23 protein-coding genes are annotated in these 20,346 nt (G+C 35.9%); 14 read left to right on the top strand and 9 right to left on the bottom strand.

The annotated features are described in order from the left end of the window. Positions 1-82 precede the first annotated feature (82 nt). Positions 83-337, top strand: coding sequence for a SunI/YnzG family protein (locus PLX19_RS10780; protein ID WP_272188586.1), 255 nt, complete (start codon positions 83-85; stop codon positions 335-337). Positions 338-563: 226 nt separating this feature from the next. Here PLX19_RS10780 and PLX19_RS10775 read toward each other — a convergent pair whose 3' ends face one another. Together PLX19_RS10775 and PLX19_RS10770 are read right to left on the bottom strand one after the other, a co-directional pair. After that, positions 564-1,106 carry a phosphatase PAP2 family protein gene (locus tag PLX19_RS10775; protein ID WP_272188585.1) on the bottom strand — a complete coding sequence of 181 codons (543 nt, stop codon included), beginning with the start codon at positions 1,104-1,106 and terminating at the stop codon, positions 564-566. Positions 1,107-1,248: 142 nt separating this feature from the next. Further along, on the bottom strand, positions 1,249-1,764 hold the full coding sequence (locus PLX19_RS10770) for a gamma carbonic anhydrase (protein ID WP_272188584.1): 516 nt from the start codon (positions 1,762-1,764) through the stop codon (positions 1,249-1,251). A gap of 74 nt (positions 1,765-1,838) precedes the next feature. Between PLX19_RS10770 and PLX19_RS10765 the strand changes: the two genes are divergently transcribed. Beyond that, positions 1,839-2,639 (top strand): alpha/beta hydrolase, encoded by an 801-nt coding sequence (locus PLX19_RS10765; protein WP_272188583.1) that lies wholly within the window; start codon positions 1,839-1,841, stop codon positions 2,637-2,639. Between the two features lie 53 nt (positions 2,640-2,692). Further along, a complete protein-coding gene (locus tag PLX19_RS10760) occupies positions 2,693-3,754 on the top strand; it encodes a tetraprenyl-beta-curcumene synthase family protein (RefSeq protein ID WP_272188726.1) in 1,062 nt (353 codons plus the stop codon). Positions 3,755-3,804: 50 nt separating this feature from the next. Here PLX19_RS10760 and PLX19_RS10755 read toward each other — a convergent pair whose 3' ends face one another. The 5 genes from PLX19_RS10755 to PLX19_RS10735 all read right to left on the bottom strand — a co-directional run bounded on the left by PLX19_RS10755 (position 3,805) and on the right by PLX19_RS10735 (position 6,935). Continuing rightward, a complete protein-coding gene (locus PLX19_RS10755; RefSeq protein ID WP_272188582.1) occupies positions 3,805-3,969 on the bottom strand; it encodes a hypothetical protein in 165 nt (54 codons plus the stop codon). A 35-nt stretch (positions 3,970-4,004) separates the two neighbouring features. Further along, positions 4,005-4,541 carry a hypothetical protein gene (locus PLX19_RS10750; RefSeq protein WP_272188581.1) on the bottom strand — a complete coding sequence of 179 codons (537 nt, stop codon included), beginning with the start codon at positions 4,539-4,541 and terminating at the stop codon, positions 4,005-4,007. Beyond that, positions 4,538-5,233, bottom strand: a complete 696-nt coding sequence (locus PLX19_RS10745) for an aspartate/glutamate racemase family protein (RefSeq protein WP_272188580.1) — start codon at positions 5,231-5,233, stop codon at positions 4,538-4,540. Before PLX19_RS10745 ends, PLX19_RS10750 begins: the two co-directional genes overlap by 4 nt. Positions 5,234-5,406: 173 nt before the next feature. Beyond that, the gene (locus PLX19_RS10740) at positions 5,407-5,979 is read right to left on the bottom strand and encodes a class I SAM-dependent methyltransferase (protein ID WP_272188578.1); all 573 of its coding nucleotides are present in this window, start codon (positions 5,977-5,979) and stop codon (positions 5,407-5,409) included. After that, positions 5,976-6,935 carry a TIGR01212 family radical SAM protein gene (locus PLX19_RS10735; protein WP_272188576.1) on the bottom strand — a complete coding sequence of 320 codons (960 nt, stop codon included), beginning with the start codon at positions 6,933-6,935 and terminating at the stop codon, positions 5,976-5,978. The genes PLX19_RS10740 and PLX19_RS10735 overlap by 4 nt, the downstream gene beginning before the upstream one ends. Before the next feature lie 103 nt (positions 6,936-7,038). Between PLX19_RS10735 and PLX19_RS10730 the strand changes: the two genes are divergently transcribed. From PLX19_RS10730 to PLX19_RS10700, 7 genes are all read left to right on the top strand, one after another. Then, positions 7,039-7,302: a YtzC family protein gene (locus PLX19_RS10730; RefSeq protein ID WP_272188574.1), complete on the top strand. Its 264-nt coding sequence runs from the start codon at positions 7,039-7,041 to the stop codon at positions 7,300-7,302. 15 nt (positions 7,303-7,317) lie between these two features. After that, positions 7,318-7,467 carry a glycogen biosynthesis protein GlgD gene (locus tag PLX19_RS10725; RefSeq protein WP_272188573.1) on the top strand — a complete coding sequence of 50 codons (150 nt, stop codon included), beginning with the start codon at positions 7,318-7,320 and terminating at the stop codon, positions 7,465-7,467. A gap of 135 nt (positions 7,468-7,602) precedes the next feature. Then, on the top strand, positions 7,603-8,364 hold the full coding sequence (locus PLX19_RS10720; protein ID WP_272188571.1) for an ABC transporter ATP-binding protein: 762 nt from the start codon (positions 7,603-7,605) through the stop codon (positions 8,362-8,364). A gap of 16 nt (positions 8,365-8,380) precedes the next feature. Then, positions 8,381-10,222, top strand: coding sequence for an FtsX-like permease family protein (locus PLX19_RS10715; protein ID WP_272188570.1), 1,842 nt, complete (start codon positions 8,381-8,383; stop codon positions 10,220-10,222). A 103-nt stretch (positions 10,223-10,325) separates the two neighbouring features. Continuing rightward, a complete protein-coding gene (locus PLX19_RS10710; RefSeq protein ID WP_272188569.1) occupies positions 10,326-10,778 on the top strand; it encodes a hypothetical protein in 453 nt (150 codons plus the stop codon). 650 nt (positions 10,779-11,428) lie between these two features. Then, on the top strand, positions 11,429-14,065 hold the full coding sequence (locus tag PLX19_RS10705; RefSeq protein ID WP_272188568.1) for a collagenase ColA: 2,637 nt from the start codon (positions 11,429-11,431) through the stop codon (positions 14,063-14,065). 143 nt (positions 14,066-14,208) lie between these two features. Next, complete coding sequence (locus PLX19_RS10700) at positions 14,209-14,736, top strand: isochorismatase family protein (protein WP_272188567.1); 528 nt, start codon at positions 14,209-14,211, stop codon at positions 14,734-14,736. Positions 14,737-14,870: 134 nt separating this feature from the next. Here the strand turns inward: PLX19_RS10700 and PLX19_RS10695 are convergent, their stop codons facing one another. Further along, the gene (locus PLX19_RS10695; RefSeq protein ID WP_272188566.1) at positions 14,871-15,299 is read right to left on the bottom strand and encodes a DUF5412 family protein; all 429 of its coding nucleotides are present in this window, start codon (positions 15,297-15,299) and stop codon (positions 14,871-14,873) included. 212 nt (positions 15,300-15,511) lie between these two features. On the opposite strand from PLX19_RS10695, the gene PLX19_RS10690 reads away from it, so the two are divergent. The 4 genes from PLX19_RS10690 (at position 15,512) to PLX19_RS10675 (ending at position 19,093) form a co-directional block, all read left to right on the top strand. Further along, positions 15,512-16,039 (top strand): RNA polymerase sigma factor SigX, encoded by a 528-nt coding sequence (locus tag PLX19_RS10690; protein WP_272188725.1) that lies wholly within the window; start codon positions 15,512-15,514, stop codon positions 16,037-16,039. A 3-nt stretch (positions 16,040-16,042) separates the two neighbouring features. Then, a complete protein-coding gene (locus PLX19_RS10685; RefSeq protein WP_272188565.1) occupies positions 16,043-17,218 on the top strand; it encodes an anti-sigma factor family protein in 1,176 nt (391 codons plus the stop codon). Positions 17,219-17,283: 65 nt separating this feature from the next. Next, the gene (locus PLX19_RS10680) at positions 17,284-18,249 is read left to right on the top strand and encodes an ABC transporter ATP-binding protein (RefSeq protein WP_272188564.1); all 966 of its coding nucleotides are present in this window, start codon (positions 17,284-17,286) and stop codon (positions 18,247-18,249) included. Further along, positions 18,221-19,093, top strand: a complete 873-nt coding sequence (locus PLX19_RS10675) for an ABC transporter permease (protein WP_272188563.1) — start codon at positions 18,221-18,223, stop codon at positions 19,091-19,093. The genes PLX19_RS10680 and PLX19_RS10675 overlap by 29 nt, the downstream gene beginning before the upstream one ends. Positions 19,094-19,198: 105 nt before the next feature. Here the strand turns inward: PLX19_RS10675 and PLX19_RS10670 are convergent, their stop codons facing one another. Then, positions 19,199-19,942 carry a hypothetical protein gene (locus PLX19_RS10670; protein WP_272188562.1) on the bottom strand — a complete coding sequence of 248 codons (744 nt, stop codon included), beginning with the start codon at positions 19,940-19,942 and terminating at the stop codon, positions 19,199-19,201. Positions 19,943-20,346: the final 404 nt, after the last annotated feature.

The following is a 20,346-nucleotide window of genomic DNA, read 5'->3' as shown; positions in this document are numbered from 1 at the left end:
TTATTTTTTGTTAATAATGTAAAATTTTTAATGAATTATCATTTTTTTCTATAAAATAAATGGAAAGAAAGGTCTTGATTGCATGTTAGGAATCAAAGTTACAAAAACAAACGAAGAATTAATGATTGAATGGCAACTAGCAAAAGTTTGTATTCCGCTAAAGGAAATTATTGAGGTCACTGAAGATGACACTTATGGTGGAGAAGAGGCGAGTGCGATTCGAATCGGAACGCCATATGGGACAACAGATCGAATCTTGATTAAGACTGAAAAACATAATTATTTGTTATTTACTACAAATAAAACTTCAATTTTGAATGCGATACATTCAGCTTAAGATATCTACCGAAATTCGAAATCGAACAATATCAAAAATATTTTATTTTAAAAGCCCTTGGAAAGCGTTCCAAGGGCTTTCGTTTAACGGGCAGTAAGACCCCCACCTCAAGATTGAGAGAGAAACGAGGAAGATAGGTGGGGGATAACTGCTCGTAAAAGCCCGATTGGTGAGAGCTTTCCAACAGTGGGAGATGAAAAAACTCTCCACTGACGGAAGTTTCACTTTATATAAAAAGTGGAATGAATTGATAATAAGACACAATGCCAGCTATTGACCCGAGACACATGCCAACGAGTACATCAGATGGATAGTGCAGGCCGAGATAAATACGCGAAATGCCCACGCTAATTGCAACTGGAAGTAGAAAGAATGTCATGCTTGGTTCATATAATAGGAAAGGGATGATAACAGAAAAGATAGCAGTCGTGTGTCCAGATGGAAAAGAATGATCCACTAATGGATTCGTTGGATACTTTGCATTATGAATTGTTAAATAAGGGCGTTTTCGCGGATAAAACTTTTTTAAAATTTGCACAGGAATATGGCTAATCGCAAGGGAAATAGCGCTTGCAATTGCTATGTCTCGTAAAGATCCGTTTGTGAGAACAAGTAAGAATACAATAAGAGAGATTGTAAAAGTTGCGCCGCCCATATGAGTAATAGTGCGAAAAAAGATGTTTAATGTTTTACGTTCAAAATAGCGATTAATTCCTTTGAAGATGTAGCACTCTATTTTGTATAAGGAGCCGATGGATCTAGTTTTCATCAAAATTTTCCTCCTCACTACATATATTTGAAGTATCACTGTTATTTTAATAAGTTTTCATTGAGGGAATACTAAGATTCTGTAAAGAAAATGTAGAGTTTTACAAAGAAAAGGCTGCCATATAAGGTGGCAGCTAAAAAAATTATTTCATTTGTAAACTTTTATAATATTGTCCTTTTTCGACGTATTGACGACGAATACGAGCCATATCTTCCCGGTCTTCTTCTGTTAGTTCACGAATTACTTTGGCCGGGCGACCGAATGCAAGTGTATTTGGCGGGATTTTTTTTCCTTGCGGTACTAAACTACCGGCACCAATAAATGCACCTTCACCAATTTCAGCTCCGTCTAAAATAATGGAACCCATACCGATTAAAGCATCTTTTTTCACTGTACAACTATGTAAAATGACTTGATGTCCAATTGTGACATCATCTTCTAAAATAAGCGGATACTTTGGACTTTGATGAAGTGTACATTGATCTTGGATATTAGTCCGGTCACCGATTATCGTTGGAGAAACATCCCCGCGGATGACAGTGTTAAACCAAATGCTTGATTCTTCACCGATTGTAACATTACCTGTAATTGTGACATAGTCAGCGATAAATGCGCTATCAGCAATTTTCGGATTTTTGTCTTTGTATGGATAAATCATATAACTAACCTTCCTCTCCTAGAAACTAATATTAGTGTAGCAAATTATGAAATAGAGTGAAATGGAGGAATTTTATGTGGAATTATGAAGCAGAAGAGGCGAAAGGTGTTATAGTTATGGTACATGGTGCAATGGAGCATCATGGCCGATACGAAACACTTGCAGACATGTGGCGCTATCTTGGCTTTCATGTTGTGATGGGAGATTTACCAGCACACGGAACAACTTCAAGAAATAGAGGACATATTACATCATTTGATGAATACATAGAAGAAGTAAAGACATGGATTAAAGAAGCGAAAAAATATTACTTGCCCCTTTTTCTATATGGACATAGTATGGGAGGGTTAGTAGTCATTCGCGTACTGCAAGAAACGAAAATGGATGTGCAAGGTGTAATCTTAACTTCGCCATGTTTAGGAGTGTTATCAACGCCGAAACTACCGATTCGTACGATTGCGAAAGTACTAAATGTTGTGGCACCGAAAATGCAATTTCATTCCAATATTACAGTGGAAATGGCAACGCGCAATCATGAAATTCGTGATGCGATGGAAAATGATTCATTGTTCTTGCGCAAAGTATCGGTTCGTTGGTATAGTGAGTTAATTAAAGCGATAGAAGTTGCACATGAAAAACGTAATGAATTTCCGGACGTACCACTCTTGCTAATGCAGGCATGTGAGGATAAACTTGTAGATAAAACACGTGTATGCAACTGGTTTGATAACCTGAAAATTAGTGACAAAGCATACAAGGAATGGCCAGATTGTTATCATGAGCTGTTTAATGAGTATGAAAAAGATGAAATTTTTGCATATGCCAAATCATTTGTAGAAACACATGTAATTAAGAAAACAGAAATAAATAATTGAACAGTATACAGAATGTATTAGACCATATTCATTTAGAGGAGATGAAGAAAGAAGTGAAAGTACCGAGCAACCCCATAACGCTCATGGCGAAAGTATACCGAGATGTGTTTCCGGTCGTACACCATGAGCTGGCAATGTGGAAAGAACGCGCCTACCATATTCCGAATGATGAACTCCATAATCAAGCTTTAGCGAGTATCGAGCATAAAACATTTCACTGTGAAGGCGGTGGCATTTTAGCGCTGCTTGCCGATGAACAGCGCGAGGAATGCATTCGATTCATTGTGGCATATCAAACAATTAGTGATTATTTGGATAATTTATGCGACCGTAGTACATCACTTGATCCGAATGATTTTGCAGCGCTCCATGAGTCAATGCTTGCAGCACTAACACCAGGAAGTGAAGGAAGCAACTATTATCGTTACCGTGATGATCAAGATGATGGTGGTTATTTAGATGAACTTGTAGCAACTTGTCAAGAAGTGCTTACAAAGACGAAGCATTATAACAAGATTGCACCCATTCTTCATGAACTTGCTTGTTATTACTGTGACTTGCAAATTCATAAACATGTAAAGCTAGAAGAAAGAGAAGAACGTTTAAAAACTTGGTTTGCAGCACATCGTGAAAAAGTCCCGCCAATGAGCTGGTTCGAATTTTCTGCTTGTGCAGGTTCAACGCTCGGTATCTTCTGTCTTGTAGCGTATGCATTCCATGATGAATTAACAGACGATGATATTATGAAAATTAAACAAGGATATTTTCCTTATGTACAAGGATTACATATTTTACTTGATTACTTCATTGACCAAGAAGAAGACCGTATTGGCGGAGATTTAAATTTTTGTAGTTATTATGAAAATAAAGAAGCAACTCTTGAGAGATTGCAACATTTTGTAATAGAGGCAGAAAGAAGTTTAGAACAACTGCCGCATATGAAATTCCATCGTCTCATAAGCCGCGGTCTACTCGGAATTTATTTATCTGACGAGAAAGTGTCACAGCAAAAAGAAATGCAGTACATGGCACGGCGCATTGTGAAATACGGAGGTTTTACTTCACGCTTTTTCTATTGGAATGGAAAGATGTATCGGAAGAAGATGGCGCAGTGATGAAAACGAGCTGGATTCTACAGGAAGTAGGATGCAGCTCGTTTTTTATGTTAATGCAGATCATTCCGATGCTGATTATCTCTTCCTAGTTCCTCATGAATGGTTTGGTTATCTGATTTATTTGGAGCTTCGGATTTATATTTTCGCTGTAAGAAAAATCCTACACTAATAAGCAAAATGCAAATGGACCAAAATATGATACCGAAGATCGTCATGTATTCGCCTCCTTTTTCTATGATGAGACATTAATCTATCGAATAGAAAGACAATATTGAATACACTGTTCTGTGGAGCGAATCAGTTCCTGATCTCCTTTTTTTAAACGTATTTGTAATGCTCTTTGAAAATAAGTTAAAGCTGTAGAAATATCTCCTTCATCAATTTTACATTTCCCGTAATGCTGATAAAAAAAGTCCTCATACACAGTTAACTCATTTTCCTGTAATAGGTATAAAAGTTCAGTGAAAATTTCATGTGCTTCTTCAAAGTTTCTTTCCCAGTGGTAAACGTGGGCAAGGCGAAGTTTATTAATAAAAAGTCCTCGTATACGCTGGGAAGTTTCATATTGTTCGATAGCTTGCTGTAGATAGAATTTACTTTCGGATAAATTTCCTACGATTCGTTCGTAGACTCCAATTAGACCACATTGTTTTGCATAGGATATATCCAGGCTAGTTAAATTTGTTTTCAAAAATGCAATACCTTGTTTCATCTGTTCAAGAGATAAAGGCTTTTCACGAAGGATTTCATCAAATGTATAGCCCATTTCGAATGGGATATGTTTCATTTTGTGTATGTCTCCTTTTGAAGAGATAAATATTTGTTTACAACTGCTTTGGCAAGACATGTTGAGGAATCTACAATGTGAAAATGATTTTGTGATGTCTCTAATACGACATTTAAATCTGTACATGCGATGACAGCAGCATCGACAGTTTCAGCTAACTCTAGGCATAGTGTATTCCACAAGTTACTGGCTTCGTTTGTTTGTCCGATTTTTATTTTATATATAATTTGATTTATAGCAGTTTGCCAGCTGTCTTTTTGAATATAATCAATATCACGTTTTAAAAATCCCTCTTGATATATACCAGATTGAACGGTTGAATCCGTTGCTAAAAGAGCTACGTTTTTCGTGTGAGGAGGAATTTCTTTTAGTGTTTCATCCACCATATTTAATACTGGAATTGAGATGGATGTCTGCAGTTGATCAAAATAAATATGTGCCGTATTACATGGCATAGCGATAAAGTCGACACCCGTACTCTCAAGTTTTTGTGCGCCGTTTATAATTGCACGTTTCATATCTTCATGGTTAATAGCTTTATCGATATAGAACGGTGTTGGACATGAGTAGATCATCATATGAGGAAAGTCCATGTCATTTTTCGCCCCGTAAATGTTTTGGCATTGTTTTACTACGTTATCAACGAATGGCCCGGTAGACTTTGGGCCCATTCCTGCTAGTATTCCAATCATTGTTGTTCATCCCCTTTGTTTTCATTCGGATATAGAAATTCTTGTTTTGAGTTAGAGAATCCTTCTTAGAAAATAAAAAAATACGCGCAGTATGCACGTATTTTTGTTGGTGTATTCATGTCGAAGCGCCGATATATTTCAAAAAGCACCGATATATTGACGCAGCGCTTGTTCTATCTTTTCTCAATCGCCACAATAAATGGCGGGTTATTTTGTTGGTTCATAAATTCGTACTTTAGTACGTGTGCTTCTTTTTGTTCTAGCTGTTCTGCAAATCTGACAACGGCATCGCGTTCTGTCTGTCCTTCAGGATGTCCGTGATAAATGACAAGGACGATGATTCCTTCTGGTGCCATAAATTCTAATAGCTGCTGCAAGGCAGAAAGAGTTGAGTTTGGTTTCGTGACAATGCTTTTATCACCACCAGGAAGGTAGCCTAAGTTAAAAATCGCTCCTGTTACTTTTCCTTTTGTGTCTTCTGGTAATACAGCTGTTAATGTATCGTGGCTATCATGAATAAGAACAGCACGCTCGTTTAATCCCTTTTCTTGTAGCCGTGCGCTTGAGTTTGTGATAGCTTCTTCTTGAATATCGAAGCCAAATACTTTTCCGTTTTCGCCGACAAGCTCTGCTAAAAAGCACGTATCATGACCGTTGCCTAGCGTTGCGTCAACGGCGTAATCTCCTTCTTTCACTGCTCGCTCTAGCAGCGTACGAGCAAAAGGTAAGATGCGTTCTAGCTTCATACTGGCTTCACCTCATTTGCATATTTGCCTTGCCAGCTGCCGCGGCGTACAAATTCAGCATCAATTGCATTTAATACTTCCCACTTGTTCAAGCTCCACATCGGACCGATCATTAAGTCGGGTGGACCGTCACCTGTGATGCGGTGCACGATGACATCTGATGGAATGATTTCAAGCTGATCAACAACGAGATTTACGTAATCTTCAAGAGACAGAAATTGTAGTTGTCCTTTTTCATATTGCTTTACCATAGGCGTTCCTTTTAATAAGTGCAGCAAATGAATTTTAATCCCTTGAATATCAAGCTTTGCGACTTCGCGTGCTGTTTCCATCATCATGTCATAGTCTTCAAGTGGGAGACCGTTAATGATATGTGAGCACACGTTAATATTATGCTTACGAAGTTTATTGACACCTTCTACATATAAAGGATAATCGTGAGCGCGGTTAATCAGAAGCGCTGTACGTTCATGTACAGTTTGCAAGCCAAGCTCGACCCAAAGGTACGTACGTTTATTTAAATCAGCTAAATATTCGACAACATCATCAGGTAAGCAGTCTGGCCTTGTAGCGATAGAAAGACCAACAACACCTTCTTCTTGTAAAAGAGGTTCAAATTTTTCTTTTAGCACCTCAACAGGAGCGTGTGTATTCGTATAAGCCTGGAAATAGGCAATACACTTACCATCTTTCCATTTTGTATGCATTTTTTCTTTCATTTCATGATATTGCGTAACAACATCATCACGGCGGTCACCGGCAAAATCGCCAGAACCAGCCGCACTACAAAATGTACAGCCGCCGTAAGCAACTGTGCCATCACGGTTTGGGCAGTCAAATCCAGCATCTAAGGAAACTTTAAAGATTTTCTCGCCGAAATGCCCGCGTAGATGGTAGTTCCACGTATGGTAACGCTTATTGTCATTTGAATATGGGAAAGGATTTTGGACTTTCATGTTATTCCTCCTCAATGATATGAGCAAAAATCATTATAACATACTCATAAGGTTCATATAGAACGGACAAGCTAAAGGAGAATATAGGTAAGGAGGAACAATAATGGCAGAACGTGAATCACTGGAAGCATGTATTCAAAATGCACAAAAAGCAATGGAGTATGCAAAAGAACAATTAGAAATTGGAATGAGACAAGAACATTACAATACGATGGAATATTCTGATGCTCAGCTTCAATTAGAACAATCTTACAATGAGATGCAAACGATGCAGCACTATGCAAATGATGAGCAACGTGAACAATTAAATCGTGCGCGTATGGCAATACGACAATTACAACACCAAATGATTATTACACCGCATTAATAAGGAGTGATTGAAATGGCAACACGTTCAGATCAAAATAACCCAGAGCAAAAAACACAAAATGGAAATAACGCTGAGTTTTCAAATGAATTAGATCCAGTAGTACAAGCAAAGCAAAGAAATCGTAAAAAAGGACAACCGCAAAAATCAAAGCAATCTGAGTAAGCCAGGTCGAAAGATGACCTGGTTTTATTTTTTCAACATTACAAAAGTGTAAGCAAAATGTAAGTTTAATCAATGGTAGCTAATGACTGAAAGGTACAAAATAGGAACAGGAAAACAAAGTACAGGAGGATTTATATGAAAACACCAGTTGTAGACGTGAAAAATATTCAAAAAGTATACGGTAAAAAAGGTGAGAGCCAATCACATGCATTAAAAGGCGTATCATTCTCTATTCAAGAAGGTGAATTTGTTGGGATTATGGGACCATCTGGTTCTGGGAAAACAACATTATTAAATGTTATTTCAACATTAGATAAGGCGACGGACGGCATTGTTGAAATTGCAGGTACAGATATTACAAAAATGAAGCAAGGAGAATTATCTGATTTCCGTTCACAAAAATTAGGATTCATATTCCAAGATTTTAACTTACTAGAAAATCTATCAATTTATGAAAACATTGCACTGCCTCTTTCACTGCAAGGCGTTTCTTCAAGAAAGATTGGACCGAAAGTGGAGAAGGTAGCAGAAATGCTAGGGATTTCAGAGATTCTTCAAAAATATCCATCTGAAGTATCTGGTGGACAAAAACAACGTTCAGCGGCGGCACGTGCACTTGTACATGAACCTGCCATTATTTTAGGTGACGAGCCAACCGGAGCACTGGATTCTAAAAACGCAACAAGTTTGCTAGATGCGATGACAAGCTTAAATGAAGAACAAGGTGTTTCTATTATGATGGTTACACATGATCCGTATAGTGCAAGTTATTGCCGACGTATTTTATTTATCCAAGATGGTGAGTTATATAAAGAAATTCACCGCAAGGGTACACGTGAAGAATTCTATAAAGAAATTTTAGATGTGCTTGCTGATATAGGCACACAAAAAGCGTAAGAAAGGAGAGGTAGGTATGTTATTTAAGCTTTCTATGTCAGGACTGAAAAGTAAACTGAAAGACTATATCGTTTTACTAACTGGTCTTGTTATGTCAATTTCTATTTTTTATATGTTCCAAACGCTTGCACTGAATAAAGCGTTTCTTGAATCTAATTCCGTGATTAGTGCAATTGGATTTGTCTTTCATGCTGGTTCATTTTTATTAGCAATTATAACGTTTTTCTATATTTTATATGCGAATTCGTTCTTATTATCTCTTCGTCAAAAAGAGTTCGGTATGTATATGATGTTAGGAGCAAAAAAGCGTAAGGTTACATTGCTTATGTTTATAGAAACAATTGTAATTGGATTCGCATCTCTTATAATCGGGATTGTAGTTGGTGCAGGGCTAGCACAAGGAATCGGTCAGTTACTTATGAAGCAGCTGGAGTTTCATGCGGACGGTTATCATGCATTTTATGTCCCATCGATGACGGTTACTTGTATCTTCTTCGTTGCATTATTTGTGTTATCAGCAATTATGAATAGTATTAAATTATCACGTATTTCAGTATTGCAACTTGTACATGCAGATGCGCAAGCAGAGCGCGTTACTGTAAAAGGAAAAATGACTGTTGTTGTTGCATTCCTTGCACTAATCTTATTAGCAATTGGTTATGCTTCTATGATTTATATGGACAAATTACAACAAGTGGGTATCATCATTGCATTGATTACAACAACAGCTGGAACGTATATGTTGTTTGCTTCTGTCCTTCCGCTTGTGATCAAAAAGCTGAAAAGTAATAAAAAGCGAAGCGAAAAAGGGCTTAATGCCTTTACATTTGCACAGCTAAACTTTCGTATTAACAGTTTAACGAGAGTGTTAGCAACGGTAGCAATGTTAGTTGCACTTGGTGCAGGGGCTATTTCTGGTGGTATGGCATTTAAAAATAACATTATGATGATGGTTGATGGTGCTGAAATATATGATTCGGTCATTCATAACCCAACAGCAGAAGAGAAGAAAATATTAAATGGTATTACATTCAATGAGAAAAATGAATATCGTTATAAAGTCGATGATAAGTTTGTTTATTATTTAAAAGAAGATTTAGAGAAACACCCCCCATTAGTACATGATGGTGTAGGAAAAGAAAGTTTTGGTAAATTCAAACGTGTTTCAGGAGATCTTCCTGTAGGTGCCGTTTCAAAAGGTAGTCAAGAAAAAGCAGTAGCAATCCCAGAAAAATGGGATGAGGCGCTAAGAAGTATTCAGCCATTTTATTTATACCGCAATCAAGCGATTAAAATTGTCGATCAGAAGATGTACAATGAAGTAAAAGGAACAGAAGGCATTGTCTTCATTGGAAAAACAGATGATTTTATTGCACACAAAAATGAGTGGAAAAAACTTGATGAGTTGCAACTAAAGAAACATAAAGATGTAAAAGCAGATGATTTAGCAACGAAATACGCGATGTATACTGGATTTTATGGCATTGCGAGCGGAACCGTATTTATGGGCTTCTTCCTAGGAATTGCATTCTTAGCAATGATGGCAAGCTGTTTAATGTTTAAAATCCTATCCGGAGCATCAAAAGATATTACACGTTACAACATGCTTCGTAAAATTGGTGTACGTCGTGAGTTGTTAACGAAGTCAATTTATAAAGAATTGTTCTTAGTATTCTTATTCCCTGCGATAATCGGGATTGTGCACGTATTAATCGGAATGAATATTTTTAGCTTCATCTTAATTAATCCATATTTCCGTATTTGGCTTCCAATTGTCATTTTCGTAGTCATTTATACAATCTATTATTTTATTACAGTTCAATTGTATAAAGGAATTGTTCTTCCAAAAGAGGAATAGGATTTGGGAAATACCGAGCACCAGCGCTCGGTATTTTTTACATCTACAAGAATGTAACGTATTAAACCTGTTATAAAGCGATTACACGAGGAGGTTCTAGAAAATGAATAAGAAAAAAATAGGCATATTTATTTTAGGATTATTATTTATACTCGTTCCGTTATGTATGTATATCTTTTTAATAGAGCATGAAGATAAAGTAGCGCTAACATCTGATATGATATCAAAGGTACAATATTTAGAAACAGATTCGGTTGCTGAAGGTATGATTACAGATGGCGGCCAAGAGGCGAGAGATGTATTTCAAAAGTTAATCAGTTCAAAAAAAGTGGTAACACAAAAAGAATTTTTCAAGAAGAGATTTTTTGAACAATCTTCGCACCGTAAAATTGATTTTGTGTTAGATGACGGGAAAAAAATTACATTTAATGTAGTATTGTTTAACGTTGAACCATACTATGCCGAAGCTTATGTTCAATGTGTTGGAAACAAAACGATTTATCACTTAAATAAAGAAGATGCAACAGATATAGGAATGCAATTTATGAATCGATAATTTGTTCATCAAAAAAAGCACTTATGAAATTTTCAAAAGTGCTTTTTTTAATGAACAAGGATTTTATACACAAATCCCCCCTTATCAAGAAGGGTAGCTTGATAAGGGGGGCGCTAAAAAGAAAGAGTAGGAGAAACACAAGCATGGAAGTGAACAGTAAAATGGTTAAATACTCAATTTTCGGAAAACTTTAAAGCTGAAGGGTTTTTTCGTTTCTCTCTTTCTTTATGATATGAGTGTATCATTAATAATAAAATAAATCAACGAAAAAAAGACAATATTCTTATTAATTCGACATTTTTCGATAATTTGACAAATTTTATTCCAATAGAATAATTAGCTTCAGAAAGCAGAGAGTTTTTATGTCAAATAATTTATACATGACTAAATTATGAGTGTATAAATTATTTGATAATTACGGTTGAAATGCGTCTGTTTTGTGAAAGTACACATTGGCACAGTTCTTGCTTATATGAACTAAGGAAGGAGGGGGATTTAGCAGTAGCTGTAATAAGAGAATGCTTATTGAAAATATAGGCCACTGATTCTACGGACATAACTGGGGGAAACTGTTGTTAATAAAGATATATATATAAGTTTTTAGTTTAAAAATTCAGAATTTTCATTATTTTTAAAAAGGAGAAAATAGTATGGCAAAACACTCGAAATTTTATAAACTGATGCTTGGCGTGGGGCTTGTTACGATATCATGTAATGGATTGCAAATTCAAGCAGAGACAAATGAAAAAAATACGAAGAAAGTATTACAAATGGAGCCCGTAGGAATACAGCAATCCGTTGATGAGATAGCGCACTCTTCGAATGTACAAGAAAATGCATCCTTTACAAAACGGCTAAAGCTAGCAGATTTATCGCAGTGTCCACTAGCGCCAAACGAGAATGCTAAACAGCTAGTTGTAGAAAGAAAATATTCAATGGCTGAATTGAATCAATTAAGCAACAAACAATTAACCGATCTTCTTGTGACGATTAAATGGTATCAAATTCCGGAGTTATTTCAGTTTAATAGTGATAGTCTCAAGTTCTATCAAGATGATAGCCGCATGCAATCGATTATTGATAAACTAGCAGAACAAGGTCGAACGTATACGCAAGATGATTCAAAAGGAATTGAGACATTAGGAGAAACTTTACGTGCAGCATTTTATTTAGGTTTTTATCATGATGAATTAAGCAAACTAAACGAGCGTAGCTATCATGATAAATGTTTACCGGCTTTGAAAGCAATTGCGAAAAATCCAAATTTCAAACTTGGTACACTGGAACAAAACAAAGTTATTTCATTGTATGGAAAGCTAATTGGAAACGCATCAGCTGATGCTGAAGTGATTCAATATGCAGGTGGGATTTTCAAGCAATATAACGATGATCTTACAACTTTCATTGGGGAGAAGGCAAAAGGCGATGCTGTATATGAATTGATGAGAGGAATTGATTATGAAGTTCAATCGTATATGTATGATACAAACAAAGAACCAAAAGATACGATGTGGTATGGAAAAATTGATAATTTTATTAATGAAATAAATCGTTTTGCACTACTTGGTACGGTGACAGACAAAAACGGATGGTTAATTAATAATGGAATTTATTATGCTGGCCGATTTGGCAAGCTTCATAGTACACAGGAAAAAGGACAGCAAGTTGTGACAGAAGCGATGCGGATTTATCCATATTTAGGAGAGCAATATTTTGTTGCGGCCGAACAAATTACTTCAAACTACGGCGGAGTAGATGCGAACGGAAAAACAATAGATTTAGATCAAATTCGAGAAGATGGTAAGAAGAAATATTTACCGAAAACGTATACATTTGATGACGGGGCAATCATCTTGAAAGCAGGCGATAAAGTTAGCGAAGACAAGATTAAGCGTTTATACTGGGCGGCAAAAGAAGTCCGATCTCAATTTTATCGTATAGTTGGTAGTGATAAGCCGCTCGAAAGTGGACATGCTGATGATGTGTTAACGATGGTGATTTATAATAGCCCAGATGAATATCAATTTAACCGTCAATTGTACGGCTATGAAACGAATAATGGTGGAATTTATATTGAAAACGTTGGAACGTTCTTTACATATGAACGTACACCGCAGCAAAGTATTTTTAGTTTAGAAGAATTATTCCGTCATGAATTTACACACTATTTACAGGGAAGATACGAAGTTCCCGGATTATGGGGACAAGGAGATATGTATCAAAATGAACGCTTAACTTGGTATGAAGAAGGAAATGCGGAGTTCTTTGCAGGTTCAACGCGATTAGATAGCGTAGTACCACGTAAAAGTATGATTGGTGGATTATCTAATGACCCAGCGAAACGATATACGGCAGAGCAAACATTAAATGCGAGGTACGGAACGTGGGATTTTTATTACTATTCGTTTGCATTGCAATCTTATATGTATAATAACCGTCCTGATATGTTCGATAAAGTGCATGATTTAATTCGCGCGAATGATATCCCTGCTTACGATGCGTATCGCTCTGCATTAAGTAGAGATAATCAATTAAATGCAGACTACCAATCTTATATGCAAATGCTGATTGATAATCGTGATAAGTATACAGTTCCGCAAGTATCAGATGATTATTTAGCACAGCATAATCCGAAAGCACTTTCGGATGTTACGGCGGATATTACAAATGAAGCAAAGTTAAAAGATGTGAAGGTAACAAAGAATAAATCACAATTCTTTAATACATTTACACTACAAGGAACATATATAGGAAGTGCGTCAAAAGGAGAAGCTGCGGACTGGAAAGTGATGAATCAAGCAACGAATGACATGCTGAAACATCTTTCCGAAAAAGAGTGGAGCGGATACAAAACATTGACTGCTTATTTCGTGAATTACCGTGTCAATTCAGCTGGACAATTTGAATATGATGTTGTGTTTAGCGGAATAAATACGGAAGAAGATCCTATTGTAGAAAAAGAACCGAATAATGAATTTAATACAGCGACCCCACTAGCGCTCAACGTGTTATTACGAGGTAGCTTAAGTGATCAAGATCTAACTGATCGATTTGTTATTGATGTAAAGGATCCGAAAGATTTACAGATTACCGTTACGAATGAACAAAACATTGGTCTGAATTGGATATTATATTCTGAATCAGATCTTAATAATTATGTAACTTATGCAACGAAATACGATGGAAATAAATTGCTTGGAAATTATAGTGCGAAGCCAGGGAAATATTACTTGAGTGTATATAAATATGGCGGTGGAACGGGGAATTATACAGTACAGGTGAAATAGTTGAATGAAGAATTTAAAGATAAAACCCACAGAGAAAATAAAGTCTCTGTGGGTTATTCTTATTTATCATGCTAGAGAAAGAATAGTGAATTTTGGTAATAAATGTTATGATGGAAAAGAAACAAAGAGGGTGGGGAATAGTAATGAAACAAGCTTTAGTTGTCATTGATGTGCAGGAGATTTTCTTTCTTGAACCGCAAAACTTTTTATATGATAAAGAACATGTAGTTGAAAATATAAACAAGTTAATTACGAAAGCTCACGAAAAAAATATCCCAGTTATTTTTATTCAACATACGGGTACAGAGGAAACGGATGAAATGTTTGAAGGAAAAGATGGGTGGCAATTACATAAGGGGCTAGTGAAAACTTCTGCGGATAAAGTTATTCAAAAAACGAAATGGGATGCATTCTATCAAACAGAGCTATTAGACTACTTACAAGAGAAAGAAATTGAGCAAATTATTTTTGCAGGAGCTCAAACTGAATTTTGTTTGGATACTACAATTCGAGCTGCTTATAGCTTAGGTTACCAAAATAACCTTCTTTCTAGAAATACACAAAGTACAATAACGAGTGCAGTATTAGAAGCACAGCAAATTATTCAGCATCATGAAAATATTTGGAATAACCGATTTTTAAAAATTGTAGAATTAGATACAGTGCTATGAAAAAAAGCTAGCAAGCAATTTATTTGTTTGCTAGCTTTTTTGTTAACGAGTGATATACATAAAGGCAAAAACAAATAGTAGCACCGCAAGAAACCATAGATTATCACCAATATCAACTTTGTTCTTTTTCCTTTTTATTTTACAAATTGTTTAGGATATTCTCTCGTGTGGTTTTCATGATCACGCCAATCATACGTTTCTTGTTTTGGAATATGTAAAGTTTGATTGCCGATTTTAACTGTAGTCTCATCAATCCATTCAACGAGTGGATCGTTATCAGGATAATTCCAGTATATCGTTTTAGTAGAATTCATTTTAAGGTGAATTAGTTCACCTCTAACTGCGTTTGCACTTAATGAGCCTCCGTCTTGAACATAAGTTTTCAGTTTATAATCTCCATTTGGGGATTCAATTGTTCGAATTAAATTTCCTGTTGGAACACCTTGCAAGCTAAAAAACTTCCAATACACAAAACTAGCTCCAATAATCAATGTAGAAAGAAATACAATTCCTACTTTTCTCTTTGTTTTCTTGATTTCTTTTTGTATTTTTTTCGTATTCATTTTCTTCTCCTTTAAAAATGGTTATATGTATTTTATACCATTTTATGGATAATTTCTATGTATGACCAGGTGCCTGTGCTTTCAGGAAAAAGGAGAATTAGTTCCCAAACCAAAAAAATTTTTATCTTTTTGTCACAAAACGCAAATTTGTGGTTTCTTTATAGTGACAGTAGCTAATAAGGAGGAAGAAACGAGTGGAGGTGAAAGCTTCATTGTTAAATATATATGAACAAGATTCGGTTTCAAATATACAGTTTCAAGATGTATTTAAACAATATTATGCTCACGTTGTTAGACAAATTATGCGGATTGTGCGAGATCAAGCAATTGCTGAAGATTTAGCGCAAGAAGTATTTTTGCAATTATATCATACAGAATGGAAACAGATTGAAAGTGTATCAGCATGGCTTGCAAAAGCATCTATTTATGCAGCATATAACTATTTACGATCTGAAAAAAGGCATCAAGCAAGGATCGAAAAAGAAGCAAATTATAAACAGTCAATTAGTAGTCCATCATCGGAAGAACAATGTATTCAAAAAGAAGAGATTACTCACGTACAAAGTACATTAAAAGAAATGGATGAACGTGAACGGACCCTCTTATTAATGAAGTTTTCAGGGTTTCAATATAAAGAAATCGCGGAGGTTACTCATATGGAAGTGTCTTCGGTTGGAACAATGCTTGCAAGAGCTAAGGCAAAATTTCGGAAGATGTACAAAGGGATAAAGGAGGAATGACAAATGAAATGCCAAGATATTGGATTTATTCAGGCGTACTTAGATGGAGAGTTAAACCGCGATGAAAGAAAGCAATATATTCAACATCTTGACCAATGTAAATCATGTCAACAGAAGCTAGAAGAAATGAGCAAACTTAATCAATGGGGACAAGTGGTATTGGATGATGAATTCACAAACGTTGGTCAAGAGATTGATATCGACGTTGAGCGAGCTTGGAACACCTTTGAACAAAATATACAAAATCATAAGACGGAAGAAACAATCAGTAAGGAAATTAAAAAGAAGGGAAGATGGGAGAATATGAAGAAATCATCTAAACGTTGGATTACTGCAGCAGCAGCGGCGGCAGTTGTGTGTGTGTCTTTAACAGTTCCAGAAGTACGAGCAGGAGCAAGTAGCTTGTTATCAATTTTTCGAGTAAAGGATGTACAGTTCGTTCAACTTACCGATTCGGACTTACGTGAAATTGAAGGATGGATCTCTAAAACGGAAGAAGGAGAAAAGTCCATTAAAGGAATTGGGAAAATAGGAATCAAAGATAACGGGAGTAAAAAAGATGCTCATTTTCAGTCGGAACAGCAAGCAAGAGAAGCTGGATATGCTGTCCCGAAAGTGCCAAATGGATACCGTGTAACGAATGTAGATGTGAACCCATCATTTATTATGCAATTTGAACTCGATACAGAAAAAGCTAATAAGTTGTTGAAACAACTACAAAGCAATACGCAGTTTGAGAGTGCTTTGAATGGCAAACAGTTTTCAGTCACAGTTCCAGAATCAGTACGCACACAAATAGAAATTGAGGGCGATCGAGCATCAAGTGGTTTTTCTTATAATGTAATTGATACACCAAAAATTTCTGTTCCAGAAGGTGTAGATGTTGCGAAATTACAAAAAACAGTTTTAGAGCTTCCAATTATTCCTGGGAATGTGAAAACACAACTTGCAGGTATTCAAGATTGGACACATACATTGCCGATTCCTTATGTAGCAAAAGATGCAAAAGTATCGGAGACAAGTGTTCAAGGAGTAAAGGCTGTTTTATATAATACAGAATATGAAAACGTACTTATTTGGGAAAAAGACGGGAAAATGCACATGATTGAGCAACATAAAGAGCAAGGAAAAGATATGAATGCAAGTAATATTATGAAACTTGCAAATGAATTAAAATAATGATTGAACAAGAGCGGCTCCGCAAAAAGGGGCGGCTCTGTTCCTGTATAGGGCGGAGGTAAAACATGAACGAAGACTGGATTATACAAACAAAGAATTTAACAAAACAATATAACGGAAAAGGAGGGATCCGTAATATTTCATTAGAGGTGCCACGTGGTACTGTATTCGGATTTATAGGTCCTAACGGTGCAGGAAAAAGTACGTTTGTACGAACGATGCTTGGGTTAATTCACCCTGATTCTGGAACAGCACAAATGCTAGGACAACCAATTGGAACAATTGAATCAAAACGACGCATTGGCTATTTACCTGAGCTGTTTCGCTATCCAGATTGGCTGACTGGTTGGCAGTTACTTGAAACGCATGCGAAATTATGCGATCTTCCTTTTCGGGAGCGGAAAGCAAAAATGAATGAGGTTATTGAAAAGGTAGGTCTAAAGGGAAGGGAGAAAGAAAAAATTCGCGGTTATTCAAAAGGAATGCAGCAACGTATCGGACTTGCTTGTGCCCTGCTTTCTGATCCAGAATTGATTTTTTTAGATGAACCAACATCCGCGCTTGATCCAATCGGGCGAAAAGAAGTGCGTCATCTAATGGAAGAGCTTCGGGACCAAGGGAAGACCGTATTTTTAAACAGTCATCTATTAAATGAAATTGAACATGTATGTGATCACGTCGCGATTATTAATAAGGGAGAGTTAATTGTCCAAGGAGATTGGCGCTCATTGATGATGATTCAAACGGAAGTTGAAGTAACACTTGGTGAAAAGAGCGAATTATTCTTTAAACAACTGCCTTCGTTTATTAAAAATGTAAGGAAGATAGAAGAACGTGAAAATCGTAAACGTTGGATTATAACGTTACAACAAGAAAATGACATTCCTAGATTGTTAGAAGCATTTGTATCACTACACATTCCTGTGTATCAGTTAAATCCGGTTCACCCGCATTTGGAAGATGTATTTATGTATTGGGTAAATAAGAAAGAGGGGATGCAGCATGTGGACAATCGCCAAGTTATCATTTAAAGAAATTCTGTTAAAACGTATTTTTACCATTACATTATGTATGACATTTGCCTTTTTAATATTTTATGGAGTGGCCATTCATTATGCCGTTAGTGAAATCCTTCCAGGAGAATCTAGCGGTCTTTCGGCAGCTCAAGATTTTATGGGCAAAACTTTTATTTCTACACAGTTACTTGGAGTGGGGTTATACTTTTCTTCATTTATTACTGCGTTGCTAGCTATTTTAAGTAGTGTTGGCAGCATTGCTAATGAAATTGAAAGTCATCAAATTGATACGTGGCTAACGAGGCCAATCTCACGCTTTTCATTTTTAATGGGGAAATGGATCGGCTTATGCTTGTTACTGATTGCGTACGCAGCTTTCCTGTTTATAAGTATCGTACTTATCCATCAAACAATGGGTGGAAGTACGTTTCATTTAGATTTCACGGCGACGCAGATTATAAAAGCATTGGCTCTTTTCTTGCTACAGCCCGTTATTCTAATTAGCATCGCGATATTACTAAGCACACGTATGGCAACATTAAATGCTGGCATTGTGTTAATTATTTTGTATGGAACTGGATTTATTGGCGGATTTGTTGAACAAATCGGGACATTGGCACAAAAAACAGCACTTGTGAACATGGGCATAATCGCAAGCCTGTTATTCCCAATTGATACAATGTATCGTAAAATGACAATCTATTTATTTGATTCATCAGACAATCCTTTATCAATTGCTTCACAAGGAGTGTTCGGAAGTGTGTCAACACCGAGTAACATGATGATTGTTTATGCTGTTTTCTATGTGTTAGCAGCTATTTTTATAGCGATTCGTACATTTAAATCACGTGATTTATAAGGGGAAGAAGGGCATTAGGTATATACAAATTAAAAAAACGACATAAAAACCTCCTTTCTTTTTATATATCATAGTTAAAGCTCCTTCAATTGTAGAGAAGGAGCTTTAACTATGAATTTTTTTCTTATTTATTCTTAATATAATTGCTATGATTAACAGTATAACCCCTAATAAACACGTGAGTATTGGATAAAGTAGAGGAAAGAATATGCTTGGATATCCTTCCATTATGTCTGAATGATGTCCCATTGACATTAAATCTGTATCCGAGAAATTAATAAGTTCTACACCAAGATTGTGATTGCTTCTTTCGTTATAAGTGAAGCGTTCTTCGAAAGAAGTGCCATCTTGATTGATACAAATAATTTTCCATTTTCTTTTTTTCATAGGACCATTATCATCTGTTAATCTCTGCACAAAATAAACTTGCTGTTCATCAGTTTGTTTGTTTTTTACGGTTAATACATCTAACCATGAAAAATACTTTCCACCTTTTTCTCGATTGGAGAGCCATATCTCATCAGGGGTAGAAACCTCTTTATTATTTATAAAAAGATGAACCTTAACGATTTCACCAGGAGGAACGTTGTCTTCTACGTCAAAAAAAGTGCGTGGTGCGAGTTTATTTGTTTTTTCTTCCTCTATTTTAAGATTGATGCCATTCACATTTAATTCTTGGACATCTAATGAACTTTCAAATCCATCTTTATCTATGTAGGCTTCGTGTATTTCATAAGTGTTTTCTATTTTTGTGGCAATCCATAACTCTCTTAGTATATGAAACATCGGAACGCAAGAAAGAGCCAGTAAGATGAAAGAAAAAATAAAATAAAAACGAGCTTTTTTCATAATTTTTCTCCTAATATAATTATTTATATATCATTACATTATTTTCGATTTATTCTATAATACACCATATTATAGTTAATTTTTATAAAATGGTATTTCAAGGTAGATAACCTTCAGTAATTATTTTTTTTATGTTTATATGATATAAACCCGTTTTAATGTTTTGGCATATAAGTCGCTGCTATGCAGAATACATTATGACCGCTACTGGCTTCCTTCCTTTGTTTTAAACCTTGCATGTGGTAGGAAAAGGCCCTGACCGTTTCTATGCGTGGCCAGATGCTCCCGCCTACTTAAGAAAAGAGGGTTTTTATGTCGATTTTTAAATTGTATTTATATGGTTTACATCTCATTATCTGAATTTCACCAACTATTAATCAGTTGCCTTCTTATTTAAAAAAGAC

Source organism: Bacillus sp. BP-3 (genome assembly GCF_028401955.1).
GTDB lineage: Bacteria > Bacillota > Bacilli > Bacillales > Bacillaceae_G > Bacillus_A.
The sequence above is the reverse complement of the archived record's forward strand: the minus strand, read 5'-3'. Positions and strand labels throughout refer to the sequence as shown.

Excerpts from the sequence above, each read along its gene's own strand:
- PLX19_RS10700 (WP_272188567.1), top strand. The coding sequence starts at position 14,209 with ATGAAACAAGCTTTAGTTGTCATTGATGTGCAGGAGATTTTCTTTCTT.
- PLX19_RS10680 (WP_272188564.1), top strand. The coding sequence starts at position 17,284 with ATGAACGAAGACTGGATTATACAAACAAAGAATTTAACAAAACAATAT.
- PLX19_RS10725 (WP_272188573.1), top strand. The coding sequence starts at position 7,318 with ATGGCAACACGTTCAGATCAAAATAACCCAGAGCAAAAAACACAAAAT.
- PLX19_RS10775 (WP_272188585.1), bottom strand. The coding sequence starts at position 1,106 with ATGAAAACTAGATCCATCGGCTCCTTATACAAAATAGAGTGCTACATC.
- PLX19_RS10670 (WP_272188562.1), bottom strand. The coding sequence starts at position 19,942 with ATGAAAAAAGCTCGTTTTTATTTTATTTTTTCTTTCATCTTACTGGCT.
- PLX19_RS10755 (WP_272188582.1), bottom strand. The coding sequence starts at position 3,969 with ATGACGATCTTCGGTATCATATTTTGGTCCATTTGCATTTTGCTTATT.
- PLX19_RS10720 (WP_272188571.1), top strand. The coding sequence starts at position 7,603 with ATGAAAACACCAGTTGTAGACGTGAAAAATATTCAAAAAGTATACGGT.
- PLX19_RS10750 (WP_272188581.1), bottom strand. The coding sequence starts at position 4,541 with ATGAAACATATCCCATTCGAAATGGGCTATACATTTGATGAAATCCTT.
- PLX19_RS10710 (WP_272188569.1), top strand. The coding sequence starts at position 10,326 with ATGAATAAGAAAAAAATAGGCATATTTATTTTAGGATTATTATTTATA.
- PLX19_RS10745 (WP_272188580.1), bottom strand. The coding sequence starts at position 5,233 with ATGATTGGAATACTAGCAGGAATGGGCCCAAAGTCTACCGGGCCATTC.
- PLX19_RS10695 (WP_272188566.1), bottom strand. The coding sequence starts at position 15,299 with ATGAATACGAAAAAAATACAAAAAGAAATCAAGAAAACAAAGAGAAAA.
- PLX19_RS10780 (WP_272188586.1), top strand. The coding sequence starts at position 83 with ATGTTAGGAATCAAAGTTACAAAAACAAACGAAGAATTAATGATTGAA.
- PLX19_RS10715 (WP_272188570.1), top strand. The coding sequence starts at position 8,381 with ATGTTATTTAAGCTTTCTATGTCAGGACTGAAAAGTAAACTGAAAGAC.
- PLX19_RS10675 (WP_272188563.1), top strand. The coding sequence starts at position 18,221 with ATGTGGACAATCGCCAAGTTATCATTTAAAGAAATTCTGTTAAAACGT.
- PLX19_RS10685 (WP_272188565.1), top strand. The coding sequence starts at position 16,043 with ATGAAATGCCAAGATATTGGATTTATTCAGGCGTACTTAGATGGAGAG.
- PLX19_RS10735 (WP_272188576.1), bottom strand. The coding sequence starts at position 6,935 with ATGAAAGTCCAAAATCCTTTCCCATATTCAAATGACAATAAGCGTTAC.
- PLX19_RS10740 (WP_272188578.1), bottom strand. The coding sequence starts at position 5,979 with ATGAAGCTAGAACGCATCTTACCTTTTGCTCGTACGCTGCTAGAGCGA.
- PLX19_RS10730 (WP_272188574.1), top strand. The coding sequence starts at position 7,039 with ATGGCAGAACGTGAATCACTGGAAGCATGTATTCAAAATGCACAAAAA.
- PLX19_RS10770 (WP_272188584.1), bottom strand. The coding sequence starts at position 1,764 with ATGATTTATCCATACAAAGACAAAAATCCGAAAATTGCTGATAGCGCA.
- PLX19_RS10705 (WP_272188568.1), top strand. The coding sequence starts at position 11,429 with ATGGCAAAACACTCGAAATTTTATAAACTGATGCTTGGCGTGGGGCTT.
- PLX19_RS10765 (WP_272188583.1), top strand. The coding sequence starts at position 1,839 with ATGTGGAATTATGAAGCAGAAGAGGCGAAAGGTGTTATAGTTATGGTA.